This is a genomic window from Bradyrhizobium sp. 18BD (genome assembly GCF_054185225.1).
Genome location: NZ_JAVAYL010000015.1, coordinates 64,599 through 89,692 on the forward strand (window position 1 = coordinate 64,599; position 25,094 = coordinate 89,692).

General features: G+C 65.1%; 20 protein-coding genes. 7 read left to right on the forward strand and 13 right to left on the reverse strand.

Features of this window, described 5'->3' with window-relative positions:
- Positions 1–9: 9 nt before the first annotated feature.
- The 8 genes from RAD16_RS25590 to RAD16_RS25625 form a co-directional block, all read right to left on the reverse strand.
- Positions 10–1,107: a calcium:proton antiporter gene (locus RAD16_RS25590; protein ID WP_458160611.1), complete on the reverse strand. Its 1,098-nt coding sequence runs from the start codon at positions 1,105–1,107 to the stop codon at positions 10–12.
- 60 nt (positions 1,108–1,167) lie between these two features.
- The gene (locus RAD16_RS25595; RefSeq protein WP_458160612.1) at positions 1,168–1,968 is read right to left on the reverse strand and encodes an alpha/beta hydrolase; all 801 of its coding nucleotides are present in this window, start codon (positions 1,966–1,968) and stop codon (positions 1,168–1,170) included.
- A gap of 208 nt (positions 1,969–2,176) precedes the next feature.
- Entirely contained in the window at positions 2,177–3,577 is a 1,401-nt protein-coding gene (locus tag RAD16_RS25600) for an NAD(P)(+) transhydrogenase (Re/Si-specific) subunit beta (RefSeq protein ID WP_458160613.1), read from the reverse strand.
- A gap of 39 nt (positions 3,578–3,616) precedes the next feature.
- Positions 3,617–3,934, reverse strand: a complete 318-nt coding sequence (locus RAD16_RS25605) for a proton-translocating transhydrogenase family protein (protein WP_014492434.1) — start codon at positions 3,932–3,934, stop codon at positions 3,617–3,619.
- A gap of 21 nt (positions 3,935–3,955) precedes the next feature.
- Complete coding sequence (locus RAD16_RS25610) at positions 3,956–5,086, reverse strand: Re/Si-specific NAD(P)(+) transhydrogenase subunit alpha (RefSeq protein ID WP_458160614.1); 1,131 nt, start codon at positions 5,084–5,086, stop codon at positions 3,956–3,958.
- 137 nt (positions 5,087–5,223) lie between these two features.
- Positions 5,224–5,376: an aa3-type cytochrome c oxidase subunit IV gene (locus RAD16_RS25615; RefSeq protein ID WP_008136857.1), complete on the reverse strand. Its 153-nt coding sequence runs from the start codon at positions 5,374–5,376 to the stop codon at positions 5,224–5,226.
- 149 nt (positions 5,377–5,525) lie between these two features.
- Positions 5,526–8,486 (reverse strand): cell division protein, encoded by a 2,961-nt coding sequence (locus RAD16_RS25620; RefSeq protein ID WP_458160615.1) that lies wholly within the window; start codon positions 8,484–8,486, stop codon positions 5,526–5,528.
- Between the two features lie 227 nt (positions 8,487–8,713).
- Positions 8,714–10,669 (reverse strand): M3 family oligoendopeptidase, encoded by a 1,956-nt coding sequence (locus RAD16_RS25625; RefSeq protein WP_458160616.1) that lies wholly within the window; start codon positions 10,667–10,669, stop codon positions 8,714–8,716.
- Between the two features lie 127 nt (positions 10,670–10,796).
- Between RAD16_RS25625 and RAD16_RS25630 the strand changes: the two genes are divergently transcribed.
- The 3 genes from RAD16_RS25630 to RAD16_RS25640 all read left to right on the forward strand — a co-directional run bounded on the left by RAD16_RS25630 (position 10,797) and on the right by RAD16_RS25640 (position 16,758).
- A complete protein-coding gene (locus RAD16_RS25630) occupies positions 10,797–12,293 on the forward strand; it encodes a sigma-54-dependent transcriptional regulator (RefSeq protein WP_458160617.1) in 1,497 nt (498 codons plus the stop codon).
- A 345-nt stretch (positions 12,294–12,638) separates the two neighbouring features.
- The gene (locus RAD16_RS25635) at positions 12,639–14,855 is read left to right on the forward strand and encodes a L,D-transpeptidase scaffold domain-containing protein (RefSeq protein WP_458160618.1); all 2,217 of its coding nucleotides are present in this window, start codon (positions 12,639–12,641) and stop codon (positions 14,853–14,855) included.
- 274 nt (positions 14,856–15,129) lie between these two features.
- The gene (locus RAD16_RS25640) at positions 15,130–16,758 is read left to right on the forward strand and encodes a DUF882 domain-containing protein (RefSeq protein ID WP_458160619.1); all 1,629 of its coding nucleotides are present in this window, start codon (positions 15,130–15,132) and stop codon (positions 16,756–16,758) included.
- Positions 16,759–16,887: 129 nt separating this feature from the next.
- Here the strand turns inward: RAD16_RS25640 and RAD16_RS25645 are convergent, their stop codons facing one another.
- From RAD16_RS25645 to RAD16_RS25655, 3 genes are all read right to left on the reverse strand, one after another.
- Positions 16,888–17,313, reverse strand: a complete 426-nt coding sequence (locus RAD16_RS25645; protein WP_458160620.1) for a DUF1801 domain-containing protein — start codon at positions 17,311–17,313, stop codon at positions 16,888–16,890.
- Between the two features lie 180 nt (positions 17,314–17,493).
- A complete protein-coding gene (locus RAD16_RS25650; RefSeq protein WP_018641571.1) occupies positions 17,494–17,766 on the reverse strand; it encodes a DUF2312 domain-containing protein in 273 nt (90 codons plus the stop codon).
- Between the two features lie 196 nt (positions 17,767–17,962).
- Positions 17,963–18,268 (reverse strand): DUF1244 domain-containing protein, encoded by a 306-nt coding sequence (locus RAD16_RS25655; protein WP_458160621.1) that lies wholly within the window; start codon positions 18,266–18,268, stop codon positions 17,963–17,965.
- Between the two features lie 167 nt (positions 18,269–18,435).
- On the opposite strand from RAD16_RS25655, the gene RAD16_RS25660 reads away from it, so the two are divergent.
- Positions 18,436–19,017 carry a DUF1036 domain-containing protein gene (locus tag RAD16_RS25660; RefSeq protein ID WP_458160622.1) on the forward strand — a complete coding sequence of 194 codons (582 nt, stop codon included), beginning with the start codon at positions 18,436–18,438 and terminating at the stop codon, positions 19,015–19,017.
- The gene (gene pyk / locus RAD16_RS25665) at positions 19,014–20,450 is read left to right on the forward strand and encodes a pyruvate kinase (protein ID WP_458160623.1); all 1,437 of its coding nucleotides are present in this window, start codon (positions 19,014–19,016) and stop codon (positions 20,448–20,450) included. Before RAD16_RS25660 ends, pyk begins: the two co-directional genes overlap by 4 nt.
- A 165-nt stretch (positions 20,451–20,615) precedes the next feature.
- Here pyk and RAD16_RS25670 read toward each other — a convergent pair whose 3' ends face one another.
- The gene (locus RAD16_RS25670; RefSeq protein WP_458160624.1) at positions 20,616–21,296 is read right to left on the reverse strand and encodes a TetR family transcriptional regulator; all 681 of its coding nucleotides are present in this window, start codon (positions 21,294–21,296) and stop codon (positions 20,616–20,618) included.
- Positions 21,297–21,574: 278 nt separating this feature from the next.
- Here RAD16_RS25670 and RAD16_RS25675 point away from each other — a divergent pair, with 278 nt between their 5' ends.
- Positions 21,575–22,552 (forward strand): phosphatase PAP2 family protein, encoded by a 978-nt coding sequence (locus RAD16_RS25675; RefSeq protein WP_458160625.1) that lies wholly within the window; start codon positions 21,575–21,577, stop codon positions 22,550–22,552.
- A gap of 558 nt (positions 22,553–23,110) precedes the next feature.
- Here the strand turns inward: RAD16_RS25675 and RAD16_RS25680 are convergent.
- A complete protein-coding gene (locus RAD16_RS25680; protein WP_130363127.1) occupies positions 23,111–23,275 on the reverse strand; it encodes a Flp family type IVb pilin in 165 nt (54 codons plus the stop codon).
- A 289-nt stretch (positions 23,276–23,564) separates the two neighbouring features.
- On the opposite strand from RAD16_RS25680, the gene RAD16_RS25685 reads away from it, so the two are divergent.
- The gene (locus RAD16_RS25685; protein WP_458160626.1) at positions 23,565–25,055 is read left to right on the forward strand and encodes a hypothetical protein; all 1,491 of its coding nucleotides are present in this window, start codon (positions 23,565–23,567) and stop codon (positions 25,053–25,055) included.
- Positions 25,056–25,094: the final 39 nt, after the last annotated feature.

Genomic DNA, 25,094 nt, shown 5'->3' on the forward strand with positions numbered 1-25,094 from the left:
TGGGGGGAATCAGGGCACGAAAACCATGAACACGTAGACGGCAAATACCACCATATGGACCAGCCCGAACAGGACGTTGGTCCTGCCGGTTCCGAAGGTCAGCATGCTCAGCAAGAATGTCAGGAACAGCAGCGCCGTATTCTGGGGGTTAAGGCCCAGCACCAGCGGCTGGTCGATCGCGTAGGTGGCGAGCCCGACCGCGGGAATCGTCAGCCCGATGGTCGCCAGCGACGACCCCAGCGCCAGATTGATGCTCTTCTGCAGGTCGTTCTTGCGGGCCGCCGCGATCGCCGAGACGCCTTCCGGCATCAGGATCAGGAGCGCGACCAGCAGGCCCGCAAAGGCCGGCGGGGCGCCGATCCTGACGGCGACGGCATCGACCACCAGCGAGAACTTCTTGGCGAGCAGGACGACGGCCAGCAGCGAGACCAGCAGCAATACGACGCTGAGCGCCAGCATCCTGCCCGACAGATGCGCCTCGCCCCCCTTCCCGTCCGCCCGCTCATGGACGAAGTAGTCCTTGTGGAGCACCATCTGGGTATAGAGGAACACGCCATAGAGGACGATGGTCACGAGATCGACGAAACCGAGCTGGAGCGTCGAATAGATCGGACCCGGCGTCGTCAGCGTGTAATTTGGCATGATCAGCGTCAGGGTCGCGAGCGCGACCAGCACGCTGAGATAGACGTTGGCGCCCGAGACCTGAAAGCCCTGCTCGCGGTAGCGCAAGCCACCGATGAACACACAGAGGCCGACAAGGCCGTTGCAGACGATCATCACCACCGCGAAGACGGTGTCGCGCGCGAGCTCCGGGGCCGGCTTGTCGCCGAGCATGATCGTGGTGATCAGCGCGACCTCGATGATGGTGACCGCGAGCGTGAGCAGCAGCGTGCCGTAGGGCTCGCCGATGCGCTCGGCGATCACCTCGGAGTGATGGACCGCCGCGAACACCGTGCCGAACAGAATCACCAGCAGCACGATCGCGAACAGACCACCGCCGGCCGTCAGCGTGAAGCCGTAGCCGGTCGCGGCGACGATCAGGAACAGCAGCACCGCCAGAGCGGGGAAGATCCAGGACGACCGCGGCATCGGTCCGTGTACGCTCATGCAGACGATTCCTTCAAATAGGCAGCCGATTATGCGCGAGAAGATCGCGCCCGTCAGCCCTCAGGCGCCGTTGATGAAGCCTCGGGCGATATCGGTCATGCCAAAGTTGCCGAGATCGTCATGCCCGCCGCTGGCAATGCGAACGAATCGCTTCGGCTCGTGAGCCAGCGCAAACAGCTTCTCCCCGAAGGCGATCGGAATGGTCGGGTCCTGCGCGCCATGCACGATCAGGAGTGGCGCCGTGACGCGTGCGATACGCTGATCCGAGTGGAACGGGTCACGCGTCAGCAGACGGACCGGAACGAAGCTGAAATGCGCCGCGGCGACGTCGGCGATCGACGTGTAGGGCGCCTCGAGGATCAGCTTCCCAACCGGGTGTTCTGACGCGATGGCGACGGCAACGCCGGTCCCGAGCGAGAAGCCCCAGACGACGATGCGCTGGGCCTCGTAACGCTGCGTGGCAAACGAATAGGCGACGGCAGCGTCACGCAGCAGCCCCTCCTCGCTCGGCGCGCCACTCGATCCCGCATAGCCGCGATAGGACAGCGCGACGAGGCCGGTGCCGTCAGCCGTGATGGCCTTGAAGCGCCCGGCAAGGCCGGCAAGAAAATCGCCGTTGCCGTGGAAGAACAGCACCACGGGACGGCCGGGCTTCGGCGGCACGTGCCAGATGATCACCTTCTCGCCATCCGACGTGGTGAGGATGTGCTCCTCGGCTTGCGGAAATCCTGCGGCGGCAGGTGCGGTGCGCTCAGTGGTCGGGATCGGAAACAGCATCTCCCGCTGCTTCACGAAGAGCAGGACGAGACCGGCGGCATAGCCGGCCACAAGGAGGATGGCGGTCCATTTCAGGAATGTCATCGCGGCCCCGTCATTCCGGAGTTCAGGGCTTGCGACGGCCCTTGAGCAATTTGAGGACGTCGGGCCGGATGCTCAAGGGAATCTCGCGGCAGCCGCATGCTGTGGCATGGGCGGCGTGCCATGCGACGCGCTGCTTGCGCGTCGCCTTCGTTGGCATGCGATGGGACCGGTGCCACTCCCTGTTCAGGGCCACGGTCCGCGTCCCGTCCTACATCGCCTTGACGATGTTCTCGGTGACCTTCTTGGCGTCGCCGAGCAGCATCATGGTGTTGTCGCGATAGAACAGCGGGTTGTCGATGCCGGCATAACCGGACGCCAGCGAGCGCTTGATGAACATCACGGTGCCGGCCTTCCAGACCTGGAGCACCGGCATGCCGTAGATCGGCGAGGTCTTGTCCTCTTCCGCCGCCGGGTTGGTGACGTCGTTGGCGCCGATCACGAAGGCGATGTCGGCCTGCGCGAATTCGGAGTTGATGTCCTCGAGCTCGAACACCTCGTCATAGGGTACGTTGGCTTCGGCGAGCAGCACGTTCATGTGGCCGGGCATGCGGCCCGCGACCGGGTGAATGGCGTATTTCACCTCGACGCCTTCCTTCTTCAGGATGTCGGCCATTTCGCGCAGTGCGTGCTGGGCCTGCGCCACCGCCATGCCGTAGCCGGGCACGATGATGACCTTGGAGGCGTTCTTCATGATGAAGGCCGCATCGTCGGCCGAGCCAAGCTTGGCGGGCTTCTGCTCGCCGCCTGCTCCGCCGCCGGCAGCGGCAGTCTCGCCGCCGAAGCCGCCGAGGATGACCGAGATGAAGGACCGGTTCATCGCGTGGCACATGATGTAGGACAGGATCGCGCCCGACGAGCCGACCAGCGCGCCGGTGATGATCAGCGCGGAGTTGCCCAGCGTGAAGCCGATGCCGGCCGCGGCCCAGCCGGAATAGGAGTTCAGCATCGAGATCACGACCGGCATGTCGGCGCCGCCGATCGGGATGATCATGAGCACACCGAGCGCCAGCGCGAGGATGACGATCAGCCAGAAGTCGAGCGCGCTGCCGGACATCACCAGCCCGACGATGAAGACGACGAGCAGGATGGCGAGGACGATGTTGATGACGTGGCGGAACGGCAGAATGATCGGTGCGCCGCTCATGCGCGCGGACAGCTTCAGGAACGCGATCACCGAGCCGGTGAAGGTCAGCGCGCCGATGGCGACGCCGAGCGACATCTCGACCAGGCTCTGCGGATGGATATTGCCGGGGGTGCCGATGTCGAAAGCCTCGGGCGCGTAGAACGCGCCGGCGGCGACCAGCACCGCGGCCATGCCGACCAGCGAGTGGAAGGCGGCGACCAGTTCCGGCATCGAGGTCATCGGCACGCGGCGGGCGATGACCGCACCGATCGCACCACCGATCGCGATGCCGACGATGACGAGCACCCAGGCGAGGCCGTCGGCCGGCGGATGGTTGGCCAGCGTGGTGGCGACCGCGATCGCCATGCCGATCATGCCGAACAGATTGCCTTGGCGCGACGATGCGGGGCTCGACAGCCCGCGCAGCGACAGGATGAACAGCACCCCCGCCACAAGATACAAGAATGCAGAGAGATTGGCGCTCATCTCAGGTCCCCATTGATCCCATCAGCCCGAGGTGGCCGCTTACTTCGACTTCTTCTTGTACATCGCCAGCATGCGCTGGGTGACAAGGAAGCCCCCGAAGATGTTGATGCAGGCGAAGATCAGCGCGACGAAGCCGAACGCGCGGGCCCAGCCCGAACCGCTCGAGACGTTGGCGACGCCGCCGGCCAGCAGCGCGCCGACCACGATCACCGAGGAGATCGCGTTGGTCACGCTCATCAGCGGCGTGTGCAGCGCAGGCGTCACCGACCACACCACGAAATAGCCGACGAAGACGGCGAGGACGAAGATCGACAGCCGGAAGATGAAGGGGTCGACGACCTGTGCAGCATGCTCCATGACGGATCTCCTTAGGCCCGATTAAGCTGACTTGGGCTGGAAGTTCGGGTGGATCACGGCGCCGTCCCTGGTCAGGGCGGTGGCCTTGACGAGCTCGTCGTCCCAGTTCACGGCAAGCTTCTGCTCCTTCTTGTCGACCATGGTCTCGATGAAGGAGAACAAATTGCGGGCATAGAGGCTGGAGGCCGAGGCCGCGACGCGGCCGGCGACGTTGGTGTAGCCGACGATCTTGATGCCATCGAGGTCGACGACCTCGCCCGGCTTCGCGCCCTCGACATTACCGCCGCGCTCGACGGCGAGATCGACCAGCACCGAACCCGGCTTCATCGACCTGACCATCTCTCCCGACACGAGCTTCGGCGCGGGCCGGCCCGGAATCAGCGCCGTGGTGATGACGATGTCCTGCTTCTTGATGTGCTCGGCGGTGAGCGCGGCCTGCTTGGCCTGGTACTCCTTGGACATTTCCTTGGCGTAACCACCGGCGGTCTGCGCGTTCTTGAACTCCTCGTCCTCGACGGCAAGGAACTTCGCACCGAGCGATTCGACCTGCTCCTTGGTCGCGGGGCGCACGTCGGTGGCGGTGACGACGGCGCCAAGACGGCGCGCGGTCGCGATCGCCTGCAGGCCGGCGACGCCGACGCCCATCACGAACACCTTGGCGGCGGGCACGGTGCCGGCCGCCGTCATCATCATCGGGAAGGCGCGGCCGAACGCCTCGGCGCCCTCGATCACAGCGCGATAGCCGGCAAGGTTGGCCTGCGAGGACAGCACGTCCATCACCTGCGCGCGGGTGATGCGCGGCATCAATTCCATCGCGAAGGCGGCAACGCCGGCATCGGCGATCGTCTTCAGCGCGGCCTCGTTGCCGTAAGGGTCCATGATGGCGATGACGAGCGCGCCGCGCTTGTACTGCGCGAGCTCGGACGCCTCGGGGCGCTTCACCTTGATGATGATGTCGGCGTCTTTCAGCGCATCGGCGCTGACGGTGGCACCCACCGCGGTGAACTCGGAATCGGGCAGGCCCGATTTGAGTCCGGCGCCCGGCTCAACGGCGATCTCGGCGCCCAGCGCCTTGAACTTCTTCACCGTATCTGGCGAAGCGGCAACACGCGGCTCCGACGGATCGATTTCCTTGGCAACGGCGATCTTCATAGGCCCTCCGGCGACGCGGACAAAAACGCGCACGCGAACTTAGCGTCACTCCCGCAACGTTGGATACCGGTTTTGGAACCGGCTTGTATGCAAATTTTGTGGGCACCGACCACGCTGTCGGTGCAGCAGTCGATAGATCAGGTGAGGAAGATCGCCATCAGGATCACGATGAGCGCGACCGAAGCCGTGCCGTATTTCACCAGCTTGATGAAGCCCTCATAGGTCTGCTCGTGAGCAACGTAGTCGTTGCCGTCGGCAGTGGTGTACGCCACTTCGCTATGGTCAGCCATGGATTGTCCCCAGTCGAACGTCGAAAGTCGAATTCTTCGGCTGGGATACCTTAATCCTTCGGGCAGGGCAACGGCACGAAAGCGCGGTTTTCCCGCAAATCGGCCGATTTGGAATTCCGATTGGCGGGACAGATCGGGGCGAGCGCGGCTCAGCCCTGATCGATCATCGTGGCAGTGACGGCTGCGGCCCGCAATTGGGGTATCGGAAGACCGAGCGCCTCGCGAACCGCGTCGATCGCCGGTTCGCCCGCCTCGTTGAAGCGGGCCGTCCGCGGTTCGACGCCGCAGCCGATGGCCACCGGATTGGTCCCGGACAGGAAGCCGTGGGCCATGTGGAAACCCAGCGCGCGATAGACCTCGAACTGCTCTTCGGAGAAGAACTGGTCGCCCGTGGTCTCGTGCGGGAACGTGGCATGCCGCCGCCCGTAATCGCGGATGTAGTCGTTCTCGTCGCCGGTCAGGGACGACTTGAGGTAGACGAGATAGCCGGTGTCGCCTGCCCCGTAGTCGATGGTGCCGATGGCGGCATGAACGTGATCGATCGGCTTGTCATCGCGCTGGCTCTTGGACTTGGGCGGGTCGGCATTGCACGCCATCACCGCCCGCGTACGATCGCGGATCGGCATCCAGGGCAGATCGATCCGGACACCGAGATCGATGCGGGCATAGCGCTGCAACGTCATCAGCGAGGCGAAGTTCATCGGCATGTCCGCTTCCGCATCCACGGCGATAATGACCCGGCAGCGCCGGCGCAGCAGCTCGTAGATGCCGAGATTCTCGATATGGCCGCCGTCGGTGAGATAGACGCCCTCGCTGTTCTCGTAGAGCCGGCCGGAGATTTCCGACCAGAAATAGAGCGGCGAGAAACGACGGAACCATTGCCCGTTCACGTAGCGAGGATTCCTCAGCCAGTAGCCGAGCCGGACGTTGAGCAGCGCGAGCGTCGGCGTCAATGCGCGGATCGAGTTCGAGCCCATGTTCGCCGACGCCGCGGCGCCCGAGATCGCCATGGCCGTAGCGAGGTCGAGGCTCTGCTCGGCCTTCTCGACGGCGAGTGTCGACGCGTAGCCGGTTGCCTCGCTCCCGACATTGCGCGGTGAAAACACGAAGAAGTCGGCGTTGCGGCCGCGCCGGTTGGCGAAGTCCGAGCCCTGGATGTTCAGCGCCGTGTTGATGAGGTGATAGGGCGCCAGCAACCTCGCCCCGATTTGTTGGCCGTCAGCCGCAGCGGCCGGAACGCCAAAGAGATCGCTCAGCTTCATCCGATCCAGCGGCTTGAAATCGCGGCCCTGGTCGAGGCTGGCCTCGGCACGGGCGAGATCGCTCTCCGCCGATCGGGTCGGATCGAACAGGAAGGCTTTGCTCAACCTGTCGCGATACAGCCGGTGCAGCGAGTTGGCATTTGGTGTCAAAAGCCAGGAGACCAGGAACAGCAGCAGACCCGTCAGCGCATACAGGACGATCACCGGCAGGGTGTAGGAATAGGCCGCGTCGGATCCCGTTCCCGTGAACAGATCCGGAAAGTACGGCTGGACCTTGGGCCTCAGCCATTGTGCTGCGGGTTGGAGCCACGCCGGCGCGTGCAAGGTCGCCAGCCGATCGGAGTCCATGCTGACGGGCTGCTCCGGTGGCGGCGCAGGCTTTGCCTCGGCGAATTCGATCGCCGCGTTACGGTCCAGCTGCACCTTGCCTGCGAGCGCCCCCGGCAGGGTTGCGGTCAACTTTGCCTTGGCAATGCAGTCCCTCTGCTCGGTCTGGGCCGAGCATTTCTTGAAGATATCGTTGGAGATCCCCCAATACGACAAATTGAGATAAGCGACCCAGATGATCAGCGGTAAGGCGAGGCCGGCGATCCAGAGTGCGACCTTGGCACCGATCGCAAGAAGCATCGATCCCCATTGCGAGGACACGCTGTTGCCCTTGAGCAGCTCGAGGAATTGCTGCCGGAACGCGGTCACGAAGACCCCGACAGGCGCCGCGACGGCGGCGAGCGACTGCAGCCATGTCACCGCGACGCCGCCGACCGGCCCACCGATCACGCTGCTGTCGGCAACATCGAACATCTGTCGCAACATGAAGGGCTGAAATTCGAAGAAGGCGATACCCGCCAGCAGGACCAGGAAGGTGGCCCCCACGGTTGGCAGGTGCGAGCGGAATTCCTGCCGTTTGCTCGGGCCGGCGAAGGACCGCACGATCGCCCATACGAAGAACAGCGCAAGCACGATGATCGACGTTGCCAAAGTCAGCGCGAAATTCTTCACCTGGAGCACGCGCGCGAGGTCGCACGCCACGCCGACGACAAGCACGACCACGGCCGCATAGATGCATACGATAGCAGGACCGCTCCCTCTTTCGGACCGCGAGAAGAGGTAAGCCAGCCCGGCGACGACAAGCAGGATTCCCGCACCGATGGCGCCGACCAGGGTGAACGTATGGTGATTGAAGAAGCTGACATCGTGCAGCTCGCATGTCTTGGAATCGACGAAGCTGACACCGAACAGATTGCCAACCGTCAGGCAGGTCCGGGTCGGCGTCGACCACATGGTGACCGCGGCCAGCATCAGGATGATCGGAAGGATGATCCCGATATTGGCGATCAGCCCGCGCACCACGATGGCAATTCCGGTGAGCAGATCGCGCACGCCGGCGGGGATTAGATAGTTGGAGTAGTTCCGGATGTGCCCGACGGAGGCGGTATCGCTGATCTCGTTCGCGGTCGCGGTGCCGCCTGAAGGCCGCTCGCCGAAAACGAACCGCCGCGCGACCGTCATGGTCGCGCTGAGGGAGGTGCCGATATAGCCGCCACCGGAGACGGTCGAGAGATAGTCGATCCGCCGGAACAGATTGTGGTGGTTCAACGCCTGCAGCACGCCGAGGCAAAGCGCCGAGGAGCGAATGCCGCCGCCGGACAGGGCGAGCCCGGTGACATCCAGCATCTGGCAGGATTGCAGACCATCCGTGGGGATCTGGCGCGTCTCTTCGCGCCGTGTATTGATCGCTTCGATTTCATCGCGAACGATCTGGTGATGCTTTTCGCACCAGGGCACGTCCTCAGTGGACCGTAGCGCCCGCGCCTCCGCGGGCTTCGTCGGCTGAACCTGATCGAGCATGTGTGCCTCCCCGCAGCGGCGGAGCACCGGCAATCAACGGCTGCAAAATCAATAAAAATAGCCCTATGAGGATTAGTCTCGCCGGGGATGCAAACGTTCAATGCCACATCGCAGGCGCGTGCGACCTTCGCGAGGGGCGCACGGCAAGGCCGCCGGCTGGAACTCGCGCCGGCGCCGCATCTTGTGAAAATATGTCGAGGGGCGCTGCGGGAACCCGCAGCGTCGCCTCAGCCCATCGCCTCCAGCTCGTCGATCATGCCGGCGATGACCGAGAGGCCGCCATCCCAGAATTTGGGATCCTTGGCATCGAGCCCGAACGGCCGCAGCAGCTCGGAATAATGCTTGGTGCCGCCAGCGGCGAGCATGTCGAGATAGCGCTCGGCAAAGCCCTCGGCCGCGTGCTCGTAGACGGCATAGAGCGAGTTCACGAGACAATCGCCGAACGCATAAGCGTAGACGTAGAACGGCGAGTGGATGAAGTGCGGGATGTACATCCAGTAGTTCTCGTAGCCCGCCTTGATCTCGATTGCGGGACCCAGGCTCTCGCCCTGCACCGACAGCCAGATCTCACCGAGCCGCGTCGCGGTGAGCTCGCCGTTCTTGCGCTCGGTGTGGACCGCGCGCTCGAACGAATAGAACGCGATCTGCCGCACCACGGTGTTGATCATGTCCTCGACCTTGCCTGCGAGCAGCGCCTGGCGCTGCTTCGGGCTCTTGGTCTGCGCGAGCAGCCGCCGGAAGGTCAGCATCTCGCCGAACACGCTTGCCGTTTCGGCCAGCGTCAGCGGCGTCGGCGCCATCAGCGCGCCGTTCTTCGCCGCCAGCACCTGGTGCACGCCATGGCCGAGCTCGTGCGCGAGCGTCATCACGTCGCGCGGCTTGCCCTGGTAGTTCATGAGCACATAGGGGTGCGCCGACGGCGTCGTCGGATGCGAGAACGCGCCCGGCGCCTTGCCCGGACGCACCGGCGCGTCGATCCAGCGGTCGGTGAAGAAGCGCTCGGCGATGTCGGCCATCTTGGGCGAGAAGCCGCGATAGGCCGTCAGCACCATGTTGCGCGCATCGGGCCAGCCGATCACGTCGGTCGCCGCAAACGGCAGCGGCGCGTTACGATCCCAATAGGCGAGCCGCTTCTTGCCGAACCACTTCGCCTTCAGCGCGTAATAGCGATGCGACAGTTTTGGATAGGCCGCGCGCACGGAAGCGACCAGCGCATCCACCACCTCGCGCTCGACGCGGTTGTTGAGGTGGCGGGAATCCGCGACGTCCTTGAAACCGCGCCAGCGGTCGGAGATGTCCTTGTCCTTGGCGAGCGTATTGGTGATCAGCGCAAAGGTGCGCTCATTGGCCTTGAAGGTTTTCGCCAGTGCCTCCGCCGCAGCCTTGCGCTTGGCGCCGTCACGGTCCTGCAGGAAGTTCAGCGTCGGCTCGATCGCGAGCTCTTTCGCGCCGACCTTGAAGCGCAGGCCGGAAATGGTCTGGTCGAACAGCCGGTTGAAGGCGGAATAACCGGTCTGCGCTTTCTCCAGGAAGAGCTGCTCGAGCTTGTCGTCGAGCTGATACGGCTTCTCCTTGCGCAGATCCTCGATCCACGGACGGTAATGCGCGAGCTCGGCGGCCTGCATCGCGCGGTTCAAAATATCGTCATCGACGCGGTTGAGCTCGAGCGCGAAGAACAGAAGATGCGTGGACGCAGCCGTCAACCGCTCCGAGACGTCGCCGTAAAACTTTGAAATCTTGGGATCAACGCTGTCGCCGGCATGGACGAGGCCGGCATAGGAGCCGAGACGGCCGGCGAGGTCGTCGATCGCCTCATAGCGTCGCACCGCCTCGGCGAGCCATTTTCCGCCATCTTCGTTTGCTGTCCCTGTGGCGAGCTTGCCCTTGTAGTCGGTCTCGAACGCGACGCAATCGGCATCCATCTTTTCGAGATCGCGCGCCACTTCCGGCGCATCGATCCCGGAATAGAGATCGGCCAGGTTCCATTCCGGAAGCTTGCCGGTTTTGCTCGCAGGCTTTGCGGACGAAGGCTTTACGGACGAAGGCTTGGCGAGAGAAGGCTTGGAGGGCTTTGCCTTGGCGACAGATTTCTTGACTGCAGATTTTTTGGCGGCGGTTGACTTGCGGAGAGCGGACTTCGTGAGAGCGGGCTTAGTCAGGGCAGGCTTGGAGCGCGAATTCATTGTGTGGGAAACCTGTGTTCAACAAGCGCGACGGCGGGCGGGGGCATCAAGGTTTAAGAGTGCGTTAATCGGCTTCGGCCAGAGTGCCCCGATTCGAGACAGATAGTAGTAGCGTGCGGGGAACACCATGGCTGCCTGTATTTTGATCGCCGACGACGACGCTGTAGCCCGCCGGCTGGTCGAGAACATGGTGCAGAAATGCGGCTATGAGACGGTCGTCGTGGAGTCCGGCGACGCCGCGATCGCCGCCCTCACCGCCCCCGATGCACCGGCGATCGACGCCGTCATCCTCGATCTCGTGATGCCCGGCCTCGACGGCATGGGTGTGCTGGCGCGGATCCGCGACGCCGGCCTGAGCGTACCCGTCATCGTGCAGACCGCCCATGGCGGCATCGACAATGTCATCTCGGCGATGCGCGCGGGCGCGGCCGATTTCGTCGTCAAGCCGGTCGGCGTGGAGCGGCTCCAGGTCTCGCTTCGCAACGCGCTCAACGCATCCGCGCTCAAGGGCGAATTGCAGCGCATCCGTCACAGCCGCGAGGGCCGGCTGACTTTCTCCGACATCATTACGCGCGCCGAGGCGATGGCGCCGGTCATGCGCGCCGCGCAGAAGGCGGCGAACTCCTCAATTCCCGTGCTGATCGAAGGCGAGTCCGGCGTCGGCAAGGAGATGTTCGCGCGCGCCATCCATGGCAGCGGCGAGCGCAGGGCAAAGCCGTTCGTCGCGGTCAATTGCGGCGCGATCCCCGACAATCTCGTCGAGTCCATCCTGTTCGGCCATGAGAAGGGCGCCTTCACCGGCGCCACCGAACGGCACACCGGCAAGTTCGTCGAGGCTCATGGCGGCACGCTGTTCCTCGACGAGGTCAGCGAGCTGCCGCTGACCGCGCAGGTCAAGCTGCTTCGCGCGCTGCAGGAAGGCGCAGTCGAGGCGGTCGGCGGCCGCAAGCCGTTGAAGGTCGACGTCCGCATCGTCTCGGCGACCAACCGCAAGCTGCTCGAACGGGTCAAGCAGGGCCATTTCCGCGAAGACCTGTTCTACCGCCTGCACGTGCTGCCGCTGACGATCCCCTCGCTGCGTGCCCGCCGCGAGGACATCCCGCATCTGCTGCGGCATTTCCTGGCGCGCTTCGCCGCCGAGGAGAACCGCTCCATCACCGGCATCAGCGGCGAGGCTGTTGCACACCTCGCCCAGCTCGACTGGCCCGGCAACATCCGCCAGCTCGAGAATGCCGTCTATCGCGCCGTGGTGATGAGCGAGGGCGACCAGCTCGGGCTCGGCGACTTCCCCCTGCTCACCTCGCAGCCGCATTCCGCAACGGAGATTCCGACCGCTCCGCTGATGCTCGAGCCGATCGCGGTGCCGTCCCTGGTATCGGGTAATGAAATACCCATTGCGCCGCTGCCCCTGGCAGGAAGCCTCTCGATGCTGACCCCGACCGGCGACGTTCGTCCGCTGGAGGACATGGAGAACGAGATCATCCGCTTCGCCATCTCGCATTATCGCGGACAGATGTCCGAGGTCGCCCGGCGCCTCAAAATCGGCCGCTCCACGCTCTACCGAAAACTCGACGAAGCCGGGGTTCCCGGACATGGCGGCAAAAGCGGTGAAGAGACGCATTGAGCCTCATGCGAACGGAGGTTCGCGTGCCATGACGATGCGGTCGCAACCCGTTGAATTACGGCAAAATTCGACTGCGACTTGAACCGTGACTTGGAAGTGACAGACGGAGGGAAAAGCGTGTGTTGCAAGCGCACAATCCGTTGCCAAGAGGCTCCCTTGAAGTCAGTTTGTCGTGAGTTGTCCCGGGTAGCGCTGGCTGCAAAATCGGGGCCTGTATATCGTCTGCGTAAGAATCGTTGCGTGCAGGCGTGCAACTTTCGAGAGGCCGGCGCGGTCTAGCCGAAACTCATTAGACGATAACGAACCTGTTCCACGAGGGACAGTTCACCCGAGGGGTGCGACACAATGCGTGACTGTTTGAACCACCGTGCAGGCTTTGACCGTGTCTTGATGACGGTCGCGGCGACCTTCCTCACGGTATCGGCCGGCTCGGCGCTAGCGCAGGATCAGGCGCGCAGCAGCGCCGCCGAACTCGCGATCGAAGCTGCGATCCCACGCCCCGAGCCCGCAAACGTCCCGCCCCCGACCGCAGCAGACATCAAGCTCGACACCACCGCCACGGTACAGGACTCCTCGAAGGAGCCGGCCAAGGAATCTGCGCCCGTGAAGGCCGAAGCCGTACCTGCGCCGGACAAGGTCGAGACCAAGCCGTCCGACGTCGCGACGACGCCCGCACCCGACGCACCGAAGAGCGAGACCGCCAAGACTGAACCCGCGAAGACCGAACCCGCGAACGCTGAGCCGGCCAAGGCCGACACTGCGGCCACGACGCCGGCCGCTCCCGCAGCCCCCGCCGCTGCGGCTCCCGCCGCTGAGCCGGTCAAGGCCGCGAGCAACGTGCCCGCCGCCGACCAGCCGGTCGCCGACAAGCTCAAGGACATCATCGGCGCCAAGACCTCGCGCCATTTCGACCGTAAGAACGAGCGTGCGGCGATCGAGAAGTTTTACGGTGCCCGCGATTTCGCGCCGGTCTGGACCCAAGCCGGCAGCCTGACGGCTGCGGCCAAGGGCGTGATCGCGCGGCTGAAGGACGCCGCCTCCGACGGCCTGAACCCCGCCGACTATCCGGTGCCGGATTTCGCCGCCGCGACGAACCCTGACGCGCTCGCCGACGCCGAGCTCAAGCTCACCGCCAGCATGTTCGACTATGCGCGCCAGGCGCAGAGCGGCCGCATGCACTGGTCGCAGGTCAGCGCCGACATCCTCTATCCCGAGCACCCGGTCGACCCGAGCGAAGTGCTCACCAAGGTCACGACCGCGGCCGACGCCTCCGCCGCGCTCGACAGCTACAACCCGCCGCAGAAGCTCTACAAGGAGCTGAAGGCCAAGCTCGCCGAACTGCGCGGCCAGGGCAGCGGCCCGGTGGTCGAGATCGCCGACGGTCCGGCGCTGAAATACACCCCGGCCGGCAAGAAGCAGGCTGAGGTCGTCGTCGACGATCCGCGCGTGCCGCAGCTGCGCGCCAAGCTCGGCATTGCCGAGAACGCCAGCGACACCCGCTATGACGCGACCGTCGCCGAAGCCGTGCGCAAATTCCAGGCCGGCGCCGAGCTGAAGGTCACCGGCATCCTCGACGACAAGACCGTCAAGGCGATCAACACGCCGAAGCGCGACAAGCAGATCGACACGGTGCTGGTGAACATGGAGCGCTGGCGCTGGCTGCCGCGCGACCTCGGCGTGCCTGCGCTGGGCGATGCCTATGTCATCCTCAACATTCCCGACTACACGCTGAAGGTGATGCAGCGCGGCCAGCAGGTCTGGACCACCCGCGTCGTCACCGGCAAGCCGGGCCAGCACGCCACCCCGCTGCTGACCGAGACCATGAAGTACATCACGGTCAATCCGACCTGGAACGTGCCGCCGTCGATCGTCTACAACGAATATCTACCGGCGCTGCAGCAGGACCCGACCGTGCTCCAGCGCATGGGCCTCAAGCTCGAGCAGAACCGCGACGGCTCGGTGCACATCTCGCAGCCGCCCGGTGAAGCCAACGCGCTCGGCCGCATCCGCTTCAACTTCCCGAACAAGTTCCTGGTCTATCAGCACGACACGCCGGACAAGAACCTGTTCGCCCGGGAAGATCGCGCCTTCAGCCATGGCTGCATGCGCGTGCAGAACCCGGATCAGTACGCCTCCGTGCTGCTCAACATCGCGATGCCGAACGAGAAGTACACGCCCGAGCGCGTGCGCAGCATGTACGGCAAGAGCGAGATCGACCTGAAATTCCCGACGCCGATCCCGGTCAACATCACCTATCAGACCGCGTTCGTGGATGACGGCGGCAAGCTGCAATTCCGCAAGGACGTCTATGGCCGCGACGCGACCATGCTCAACATCCTGAAGAACGGCCGCGGCAAGGATCTCGAGAACGTCGTCGCCCACTCGCAGCCGAGCTATTCGCGCCCGGCAACGACCCTGCCCTCGGGCGTGGCGGTGGCCAACAATGGCGGCGGCTTCGGCTCGTCCGGCCCGAACTTCTTCGAGCGCCTGTTCGGGGCCCCGACCCCGCCGCCGGCCCCGGTCGGCCGCCGGCCGCAGCAGCAGCGGGTGTTCACCCGCTGAGCCCAGCCCGGCACCGGCGCCTCATTTCCTGAAATTCTGCAATAAAATCAGCGACCTCATCCCCTGGATGGGGTCGCTTTGACCATTATCCACCCGAGCCCCGGGCACAGGGCGTTTTTTTGCCACACTCAAGCGTTTAGGATTGTAGTCTGACTTGGTTTGGGGGCGGGAAGGTCAACCTCGAATTAACCTTCTTGCTTTAAGAAAGCGTTCATCCTCTTTCGCGTGCTAACGGGGTTGGCGGGAGAGTCCATTTTGAACGCACGTCGACTGGGTGGGCTCATTCGTGCTGACTGGTATCGCACGCCAATTTGCTGTGCTGTCGTTGTCCCATGCGGGAGTGAAGGTCGGTTCCCGGATCGGCCTTGCTTCCGTACTGCTGCTTGCTGCCGCCGGTTCAGTCCATAACGCCGCCGCGCTGAACGAGACTAAGACCCTCTCCTTCCACCACACCCATTCCGGCGAAGACCTCACCGTCACCTTCAAGCGCGATGGCCGCTACGACGAAGCCGCGCTGAAGCAGCTCAACCACTTCCTGCGCGACTGGCGCACCCAGGACGAGACGGTGATGGACCGTCACCTGTTCGACATCCTCTGGGAAGTCTATCGCGACGTCGACGGCAAACAGCCGATCCAGATCATCTCCTCCTATCGCTCCCCCGCCACCAACGCCATGCTCCGCCGCCGCTCCTCGGGTGTGGCGCGCTTCAGCCAGCACATGCTGGGGCATGCGATGGACTTCTACATTCCCGGCATACCGCTGGAGCAGATCCGCTTCGCCGGCCTCCGTCTGCAGCGCGGCGGCGTCGGCTTCTATCCGACCTCCGGCTCGCCCTTCGTGCATCTGGACACCGGCAGCATCCGGCACTGGCCGCGCATGACGCATGACCAGCTCGCCCGCGTCTTCCCGGACGGAAAGACGGTGCATCTGCCGACCGACGGCGTGCCGCTGAAGGGCTATGAGCTCGCAAGGGCCGAGATCGAGCGCCGCGGCAGTGACGACGGCCCCAGCAAGCCGGGCTTCTTCGCCGCTTTGTTCAAGAGCAAGTCGGCTCCGGCCGCCGCCAGCAGCGACGAGGATGACGAGGGCACGCCCGCTCCGGCCGCCAAGCCGACCGTGGTCGCCGCCGCAGCCAAGCCTGCCGAAGCTAAGTCTGCCGAAACCAAGCCTGCCGAACCGGTGCCGACGCCGCGCGCCAAGCCATCCGTCGCCGCCGCGATTCAGCTCGCCTCGGCCGATGCGCAGCTCGTTGCGCCGCCCAAGCCGAAGCCCGCGCCCGTAGCTGACAAGCCGGCGGCCGGCAAGCTCGAGACCCCCGCCGACATCATCAATGCCCGCGGCTTCTGGGATGGCCCAGCCACGCCGCAGCAGGCGACGCCCGCACAGATCGCCGCGCTGAAGGCGCGCCAGGCCCTCGCCGCCGCCACCGATCCGCAGCCGACCGCGAGCGTCTCCAACGCAACCCTTCAGGCGCTGGCTTACGCGCCGGCCGCCTCCCCGGTCGACCGCGCCAACGTCGTCGCCGCCTCCGCGCCGATCCCGCGCTCCGCCCGTCCGGCTGCGCGCAACGGCGCGCCCGCGACCGAGATCAACACGGTGGTCGGCAAGAACACCGACGGCGTGATCGCGACCGCGACCCGACTGTCCGCGGCCAAGGGCGAAAACATCTGGCTCAAGATCGTGATGCTGTCGCCGAGCGCCAGCAATTCGATGTCGGTCACGCTGATGGGCGAGCTCGATATGGCGGCGCTGCGCGGCTATTTCGTCAAGCCGCAGGCCGTGGTCGCGATGGGCTTCACCGACGATCCGATGCGGGGCCTGGCCTGCGATAGCTTCTCGGGCAGCGCGACCGCGAAGATCGAGACGACGGCGTTCGTCGTGCGGACCGCGGCGCTGCGCTGAGGCGGGTAGCCCTCGCCCTTTCCAAGCACTCAATCCCGTAGCCCGGATGAGCGAAGCGACATCCGTGACTATGCCGCGCGTTGCGTTCCCGGATGTCGCTTCGCTCATCCGGGCTACAAGTCCGCCAGCTTACCGCGCCCTCTTCCCCCGCCGGTCCAGATGATACGTCAGCGCCAGCGACAGGCAGACCGATAGCTCCCGCTTCGGCAATTTGCCCGCCACCGGCAACAGCAACGCGCGCGTCTGCCGATACTCGAACTGATCGGGAAAGCGCTCACGAAACGTGTCGACCAGCGTCGTCTTACAGTTGAAGAGGATGGCGGCGTGGTCGGAGTCCTTGAGGCGGCCGAGCCGGATCGTCGAACCGCTGCCGGACTCATCGGTGAGATAAGCGGGCTCGCCCCATTTCAGCGTTTCGGTGAGCTTGCCGACATCGTCATGCGCCGCGGCAATGGCGAAGATCAGCTCGCGCACCTGGAGCAGCCGCGTGCCGATCGGCGCCGGAAGGGCGCCGAAGGCACGGTTCACCTCACGCGGCAGCAGCGGCGCAGTCATTCGCGTCTCCGTTTCCAAACGAAACACGCGCAATTTGTAACCCGGATGGAGCGCCTTGTCCGCCGTAGCTCGAAGAGCGAAGGCGGAAGCGTAATCCGGAAATGCCGCCTGCATTGCGAGACCCGGATTTCGCTTTCGCTCCATCCGGGCTACGGCAGCACTGCTCAAGGCACTAACGCCTCAGAGCATCCCCAGCGCCTGCATGTAGGTCTCGAGAATGGTCTCGGCCTCGGCGCGCTCATTCGGGTCCTGCTTGCGCAGGCGCACGATGGTGCGCAGCGCCTTGACGTCGTAGCCGTTGCCCTTGCTCTCGGCATAGACGTCGCGGATGTCGTCGGAGATCGCCTTCTTCTCTTCCTCCAGCCGCTCGATGCGCTCGATGATGGATTTGAGCTGGTCCTTGGCAAATTTCGTCGCGGGCTCGTCGTCGCGGACGGCGGCGGAGGTGGCCATCTTGATACTCCCAATGGAACTGGCAAAACGAAGTGACGCCGGCATCCACCGCGCGTGCTGGCAGAACCCTTAGGGTTCGTACCCCCTGCGTTCAAGCAAGCATCGCGCTCGTCCACAGCGCGCCCACATCTTCCTGCGGGGGTGCAAAGAAAGCTGTTGTGTGATGCGACTCAGAGCGCGCCTCGGATCATCCCCCTCAGTGGCTGTGGGGATGGATCTTCTTCATCGCCTCGATCTGCTCGGGCGTGGCCGTGCCCTGGTACTTCGACTTCCAGGTCTCGTAGGGCATGCCGTAGACCGCTTCCCGGCTCTCGTCCTTGCTTAAGGGCACGCCTTGCGCGTCCGCGGCGTCCTTGAGCCAGTTGGACAGGCAGTTGCGGCAGAAGCCCGCCAGATTCATCAGGTCAACGTTCTGGACGTCGGTCCGCGTCTTCAGGTGCTCGACCAGGCGGCGGAAAGCGGCCGCCTCGAGCTCCGTTCTGGTTTTGTCGTCGATGGCCATCGTTCTTATCCCTGGCAGTGGCGTGTCCAGCCAAACCCTTACGGGATCAGGTGGGGTCCTGTCACAGATTTTGCCATATCGCGGGGCAAACGGGCCAAGGCCACCTTTGGGGCGGTTCCCCGGGCCCTACGCCAAATCGTCAATCATCTGGTATACGTTCCGCGACAATGATCGCCGAATCTCCCCGCCTCCCCCTTCGCCTGCTCGCCCGGTTGGTCCCGGTACTGGCGGTTGCCCTGCTATGCCTCTGGAGCAGCCCGGCCGCCGCCGATTTCCGGCTCTGCAACAATACCTCGAGCCGGGTCGGCATTGCGCTCGGCTACAAGGACGCCGAGGGCTGGACCACCGAGGGCTGGTGGAACATCTCGTCCCGGTCCTGCGAGACCCTGCTGCGGGGAACGCTGGTCGCCCGTTACTATTACATCTACGCGATCGACTATGACCGCGGCGGCGAATGGTCGGGCCAAGCCTTCATGTGCTCGCGCGACAAGGAATTCACCATCCGCGGCACCGAGGATTGCCTCGCGCGCGGCTATGACCGGACCGGCTATTTCGAGGTCGATACCGGCGAGCAGCGCGCCTGGACCGTCCAGCTCACCGATGCCAACGAACAGCCGGCGCAGCAACGCGTGCCTGGCCTGCCCGGCCCGGTTGGCCCGGGCGGCGTTCCAGGTTTGCCCAATGGCCCGCCCGGTGCTACGCCCCCGGGCTCGCCCGGCCTCCCACCCCCGCCTGGAAATAAGCCATGAGGCGTCTTCGCCGTATCAAGATTCTCGCGACGCTCGGACCTGCTTCTTCGGACCTCGCGATGATCCGCCGCCTGTTCGAGGCCGGCGCCGACCTGTTCCGCATCAACATGAGCCACACCCCGCATGACAAGATGCGGGAGCTGGTGGCGACGATCCGCAATGTCGAGAGCAGCTACGGCCGCCCGATCGGCATCCTGGTCGACCTCCAGGGACCGAAGCTCCGGCTCGGCGCCTTCGCTGAAGGTGCGGTGCAGCTGCAGAACGGCCAGATCTTCACACTGGATTCCGACAAGACGCCGGGCGATGCCACGCGCGTCAATCTTCCCCATCCCGAGATCCTGGCGGCGCTGCGGCCCGGCCATGCGCTGCTGCTCGACGACGGCAAGGTCCGCCTGATCGCGGAAGAGACCACGAAGGAGCACGCGGTGACGCGTGTCGTGGTCGGCGGCCGGATGTCCGACCGCAAGGGCGTCAGCCTGCCCGACACCGATCTGCCGGTCTCGGCAATGACCCCGAAGGACCGCGCCGACCTCGAGGCCGCGTTGGTCACCGGCGTCGACTGGATCGCGCTGTCCTTCGTGCAGCGCGCCGACGACGTGATCGAGGCCAAGAAGATGATCCGCGGCCGCGCCGCCGTGATGGCCAAGATCGAGAAGCCGCAGGCGATCGACCGGCTCGCCGACATCATCGAGGCCTCCGACGCGCTGATGGTGGCGCGCGGTGACCTCGGCGTCGAATTACCGCTCGAGCGCGTGCCGGGCCTGCAAAAGCAGATGACGCGCATGGCGCGCCGCGCCGGCAAGCCGGTGGTGATCGCAACGCAGATGCTGGAATCGATGATCCAGTCGCCGGTGCCGACCCGCGCCGAAGTCTCCGACGTCGCCACCGCCGTCTATGAGGGCGCCGACGCCATCATGCTGTCGGCGGAATCGGCAGCCGGCAAATTCCCGGTCGAGGCGGTCTCGACCATGAACCGCATCGGCGAGGAGGTCGAACGCGACCCGACTTACCGGTCGGTGATCACGGCGCAGCGCCCCGCGCCCGAGGCCACCGCGGGCGATGCCATCGCCGACGCCGCCCGGCAGGTCGCCGAGACGCTGGATCTGCCTGCGCTGATCTGCTGGACCAGCTCGGGCTCGACTGCCGTGCGCGTGGCACGCGAGCGGCCGAAGCCGCCGGTCGTGGCGATCACACCCAACATGGCTGCTGGCCGCCGGCTCGCGGTGGTCTGGGGCGTGCATTGCGTGGTGGCGGAGGATGCGCGCGACCAGGACGACATGGTGAGCCGCGCCGGCCAGATCGCCTTCCGCGACGGCTTCGTCCGCGCCGGCCAGCGCGTGATCATCGTCGCCGGCGTGCCGCTCGGCATTCCCGGCACCACCAACATGGTGCGCATCGCCTCGGTCGGCCCCGAGGGCGAGGCGAATATGTAGGCCCGCCCAGGCGGCCAAAACAAAGGCGGCCAAAACAAAAAGTGCGAAAACAACCCCATGCACAGTAGCCGGCACGTCCGGCAACCTCGCGCGGGTTTTGCGAAAAGACGCGCTCGGACAACGGCCTGAGCGTGATCAGGCCGCAACCCCGGCCGCAGCCTCGATTTAAGCCCCAACCAGCGCCTTGGTGGTCGGCAGCAGCGTCTGCTGCACCACGAGGCCACGGGCGCGGGCGTCCATGACGCCGACGGCGCGCAGCGCCAGCAGGGTCACGGTCTGGACTGCGTCACGCATCTTGACGGGATCTTCGAGATTGTCGGGCGCGAGCGGGCCGACCAGGGCTTCATGCAGCGCCCCGAGCAGCGCGGTCGCGGCCAGCGCGGTGTCCTGCGCCGGCAAATGACCGGCACGCACGGCGGCATCGATCCGCGCGGCGATCTCGCCGGCGATCTCGCGCCGGCTGGCAAGCCGGGAGGCGCTGACATCGACATCGACGGGCTCGGCCAGAATGCCCCACGCCAGGCGGCGCTGCGACAGCGTATGGACCGCCACGGTGGTGACGGCCGCCGCCAGCGCCGAGGACGGGCCCGGCGCGGCATCGGCGGCCCTGCGGATCGCCGCGAGCTCGTCGCGCGAGACTTCGGCGATCAATTCGGAGATCAGCTCGGCCTTGGAGGGGAAGTAGCGGTAGACCGTCCCCGCCGCCACACTGGCGCGGACCGCGACCGGCGCGATCTGCACCGCCGCCATCCCGCCTTCCGCCGCCGCCTCGCGCGCTGCCGCCAAAATCGCGCTGCGCCGGGCTGCCAGGCGCTTAACCACTTGATGCGTCCGCCGATAAACCATGGCGCGCTTCCTGTCCCACACGCCTGCCGCACGCCCGCGGCCGAACGCTTCGTCACTGCAAAGATGCAAATCGCCCCGCAAGGACTGAACAACTATTCACGGGGGATGACAAGATGCATTTGCGTAAAGCGTCATGTCATGCGGTGGGAGGCGACTCTTCGCAAATGCACAACGCCGGTTCGTAAACAACTAACCACGCTCGTTACCGCCATCTTAAACCTGCTCCGCGACTGTGCCGCGGTACTGCGATTCCACTTGTGCGTTTCCTTGGGTGCAGCATGCGCGACACCGACGCCCGGACCGCCTGGCAGCTCTACCAGCTGAACTGGCTTCCCATCGTTGCCATGGGCAGCCTGCTCGCGTTCGGCCTGCCTGCGACCGGTCTGAGCCTCGAGCCCGTCGCCTACGGCATCACGCTGGCGATCGCGGCCGTCCTCGTCGCAGTCGCCTATCACCACCGGCTCGCCAAGGGCGATCTCGCCGATCCGAAGCTGGTGTTCTCGCTCGGCACGATCGGACAGGTCATTCTCACCTGCGCCATCGTCGGTCCGCTGAGCTACGTCGCGGGCAAGCTGAACTGGCCGCTCCAGGACGACGCGCTGCTGGCGATCGATCGCGCGCTCGGCCTCGATCCCGAACCAATCGCGCGCTACATCAACGATCATCCCTGGCTCGCCGATATCCTGGCGCGCGGCTACGGGCTGATCAAATGGCCGCTGCTCGGCATCCCCGTCGTGCTGACGCTGACGGTGCGCTATGTGCGGCTGCAGGTGTTCATGCTGGCGATGAGTCTTGCGCTCACGGTCACCATCGCGATCTCCGCCGTGGTGCCGGCGATCGGCACCTATTACGCCCTGCAATTGCCGGCCGCGCATTTCCCCGAGATCAATACCGCGGTCTATGCCGGCCAGCTGCGCGACATCCTCGCGCTTCGCGACGGCAGCCTGCAGGAGCTGCGGCTGTTCTTCCTGTCCGGCATCGTCTCGTTTCCGAGCTTCCACGCCGCATCCGCCGTGCTCTACATGTGGGCGCTGTGGCCGGTGCGCTATATCGGCGGCATCGCGGCCGCGCTCAACATGCTGATGATCGCGGCAACGCCCGCGATCGGCGCGCATTATCTCATCGACGTCGCTGGCGGCATTGCGGTTGCCGCAGCCTCGATCTGGGCGACGAAGTTTTGTGTCGAGCGGCTCGGCCATACCTCGCGTGTCTCCGCCGCGCCTGTGGCGGTGTGGCAGCCCAGCCTCGCGGAGTAACGGGGCGCTCGTCGCTACCACAAGCAAGCTGCCGTAGGGTGGGCAAAGGCGCGCAGCGCCGTGCCCACGGATTTTTCCGCGACAACAATCATGGCGGCGGCACGCTGACGCTTCCGCGTCATTGCGAGCGCAGCGAAGCAATCCAGGGTCTCTCGGCGGAAGCAGCCTGGATTGCTTCGCTGCGCTCGCAATGACGGTGCAGGTGCGGCGTGCCGCATCATTTGCAGTTGGTGGGCACGCTTCCGCCTTCGCTCTTCGAGCTACGGCGAGACAAGGCGCTTTGCCCACGCTACGGGACGGCACTTCCGTCATCCCCGCGCAACGGCGAAGCCGTTGTCGCTGGAGGTGCGAGCCGCGCGGCGCAACGCGGCGCGCGGAGAGCCTCGAAGGATGAACGGCCGAGATGCAGCCGGGCCGTCGCCCTTCGAGGGCCGCTGAAGAGGCGGCCACCTCAGGGTGACGGTGATGGATGGACGGGCCTTGGAAGGATGTCGTGCCGCCCAAACGAAAAGAGCCCCGTCGAGGACGGGGCTCTCAAAACTCTCAGGTCGTCCAGTCTTACTTGAGGCTGGTCGAGATCGAGCCGAACTTGGTGTTCAGCGTGCTGCCGAGGTTGTTGACGACGGTGATGATGGCCAGCGCGATGCCGGCAGCGATCAGACCGTATTCAATGGCGGTGGCGCCGGATTCATCCTTCACGAAACGCGCAACGAGGTTCTTCATAGAGTGCTCCCAAAAAGTACACAAGGCTACAAGTGGTCTGGTCTCTTCGGCTTCCCAGCGCCGCCCGACCATGGAACCGAACGTAGAGGTAAAGAATTGCGCCGCAGTTAATTCGACTGCGTAAACACTGAGCGGTTTGCGTGTATTGGGCGATGGTAAACCGGAATTGAAAACAATCCGTTAAATTGTAACGACGTCACACGGGCCCGCCGTCGATTTACTCGAAGTTATGAACGCTGTGGTTCAATGCTCCTCAACTCCAGAAGAAAAAGCAGGACGACGAGGCGGCATGTCCCTTTCCTTTGCCAACAGCATCGCGGTGCAGAGCCGCGCGCGGGCGCTGGTGCCGCTCTGTGTCGGCGCGGGCGCCTATCTCTTCTTCCTCTATGTCGGCGACACGCTGCTTCAGGACTCCGACTCGTTCTGGCAGATCAAGATCGGGCAGTGGATCCTCGATCACCGCGCCCTTCCCTACACCGACTTCTATTCCTTCACGCGGCCGGGTGCGCCCTGGGTTTCGACCTCGTGGCTGTCGCAGGTCGCGTTCGCGCTGTCTTATGCGCAATGGGACTGGGCGGGACCTGTGATCCTCACCGCGCTCGCGGTCGCATTGTCGGCGGCGATCCTGGTCGATCTGCTCGACGCGCACATGGAGATGCCGCGCTCGGTGCTGTTCGCGATGCTGGCGGTCGTGCTGTCGCTGCATCACATCCTGGCGCGGCCGCACATCCTGGCGCTGCCCGTGATGATCGCGTGGGTCGGCATGCTGATGAATGCCGCCGATCGCCGGGGCACGCCGTCATGGGCCCATCTACCGCTGATATCGCTGTGGGCGAACCTGCATGGCGGCTTCGTGCTGGGCCTCGCGCTGATCGGTCCGATGGCGTTCGTGGCGCTGTGGGGGCTCGAATCCGACAAGCAGGTCCGGCTGCTGCTGCGCTGGTTCCTGTTCGGCGTCGCGGCGCTGGCCGCGTGCTGCGTCACGCCCTATGGCTGGCGCACGCTGCTGGGGGCGACCAACATCCTCAATCTCGGCGAGCTGCTGACGGTCATCTCCGAATGGTCGCCGGTGAATTTCGCATCCTTCAACGCGTTCGAAGGCGCGCTGTTCGGCCTGATCGCGCTCGGGCTCTATTGCGGCCTGACGCTGTCGCCGCCGCGCATCCTGCTGATCCTGCTGCTGACCTGGATGGCGCTGACCCATGTCAGGAGCATCGAGGCCTTCGCCTTCCTGGTGCCGCTGGTGCTGGCCAAGCCGCTCAGCGAAAAATCGCCGTTGCAGCAAGCCGACGCGCAAGGCGGGCAGAGCTCGCTCGCCCGCTACATCACCGCAGCGGGCGCGCTGATGATCGTGGCTGCGGCCTGGACCTCGACCTCGCTCTTCATGTCGCATCACCGCTTCAACTTCACGATGGACCAGACGCCGGTTGCGGCGGTCGACCTGCTCGAGAAGCGCGGGGCGCAGCGCATCTTCAACGCCTACAAGTTCGGCGGCTATCTGATCGCGCGCGACGTTCCGGTGTTCGTCGACGGCCGCGCCGAGCTCTATGGCGAAAAATTCGTGATGGACTTCTTCAACGCGACGGAGGGACGCAAGCCCGCGCTGCTTCCCGGCCTGCTCGACGAACACAAGATCGACGGGACGCTGCTGGTCGCCGATTCTCCGGGCCCCCAGATCCTCGATCATCTCAAGGGCTGGAAGCGGATCTATACGGACGGCATCGCGGTGGTCCATGTGCGGGACGACGCGAGCGGCGCAGCGGCGGCGACGGCGAAATAAGGGTGTCGCTTCAGGCGAGCGGCAGTCGGACTCCAATTC

Bases quoted from the DNA above. Each gene is read 5' to 3' on its own strand.
- RAD16_RS25670 (WP_458160624.1), bottom strand. From the start codon at position 21,296: ATGGTTTATCGGCGGACGCATCAAGTGGTTAAGCGCCTGGCAGCCCGG.
- RAD16_RS25615 (WP_008136857.1), bottom strand. From the start codon at position 5,376: ATGGCTGACCATAGCGAAGTGGCGTACACCACTGCCGACGGCAACGAC.
- pyk (WP_458160623.1), top strand. From the start codon at position 19,014: ATGAGGCGTCTTCGCCGTATCAAGATTCTCGCGACGCTCGGACCTGCT.
- RAD16_RS25650 (WP_018641571.1), bottom strand. From the start codon at position 17,766: ATGGCCACCTCCGCCGCCGTCCGCGACGACGAGCCCGCGACGAAATTT.
- RAD16_RS25680 (WP_130363127.1), bottom strand. From the start codon at position 23,275: ATGAAGAACCTCGTTGCGCGTTTCGTGAAGGATGAATCCGGCGCCACC.
- RAD16_RS25595 (WP_458160612.1), bottom strand. From the start codon at position 1,968: ATGACATTCCTGAAATGGACCGCCATCCTCCTTGTGGCCGGCTATGCC.
- RAD16_RS25620 (WP_458160615.1), bottom strand. From the start codon at position 8,486: ATGCTCGATCAGGTTCAGCCGACGAAGCCCGCGGAGGCGCGGGCGCTA.
- RAD16_RS25655 (WP_458160621.1), bottom strand. From the start codon at position 18,268: ATGGCCATCGACGACAAAACCAGAACGGAGCTCGAGGCGGCCGCTTTC.
- RAD16_RS25635 (WP_458160618.1), top strand. From the start codon at position 12,639: ATGCGTGACTGTTTGAACCACCGTGCAGGCTTTGACCGTGTCTTGATG.
- RAD16_RS25590 (WP_458160611.1), bottom strand. From the start codon at position 1,107: ATGAGCGTACACGGACCGATGCCGCGGTCGTCCTGGATCTTCCCCGCT.
- RAD16_RS25630 (WP_458160617.1), top strand. From the start codon at position 10,797: ATGGCTGCCTGTATTTTGATCGCCGACGACGACGCTGTAGCCCGCCGG.
- RAD16_RS25660 (WP_458160622.1), top strand. From the start codon at position 18,436: ATGATCGCCGAATCTCCCCGCCTCCCCCTTCGCCTGCTCGCCCGGTTG.
- RAD16_RS25610 (WP_458160614.1), bottom strand. From the start codon at position 5,086: ATGAAGATCGCCGTTGCCAAGGAAATCGATCCGTCGGAGCCGCGTGTT.
- RAD16_RS25605 (WP_014492434.1), bottom strand. From the start codon at position 3,934: ATGGAGCATGCTGCACAGGTCGTCGACCCCTTCATCTTCCGGCTGTCG.
- RAD16_RS25645 (WP_458160620.1), bottom strand. From the start codon at position 17,313: ATGACTGCGCCGCTGCTGCCGCGTGAGGTGAACCGTGCCTTCGGCGCC.
- RAD16_RS25625 (WP_458160616.1), bottom strand. From the start codon at position 10,669: ATGAATTCGCGCTCCAAGCCTGCCCTGACTAAGCCCGCTCTCACGAAG.
- RAD16_RS25685 (WP_458160626.1), top strand. From the start codon at position 23,565: ATGTCCCTTTCCTTTGCCAACAGCATCGCGGTGCAGAGCCGCGCGCGG.
- RAD16_RS25675 (WP_458160625.1), top strand. From the start codon at position 21,575: ATGCGCGACACCGACGCCCGGACCGCCTGGCAGCTCTACCAGCTGAAC.
- RAD16_RS25600 (WP_458160613.1), bottom strand. From the start codon at position 3,577: ATGAGCGCCAATCTCTCTGCATTCTTGTATCTTGTGGCGGGGGTGCTG.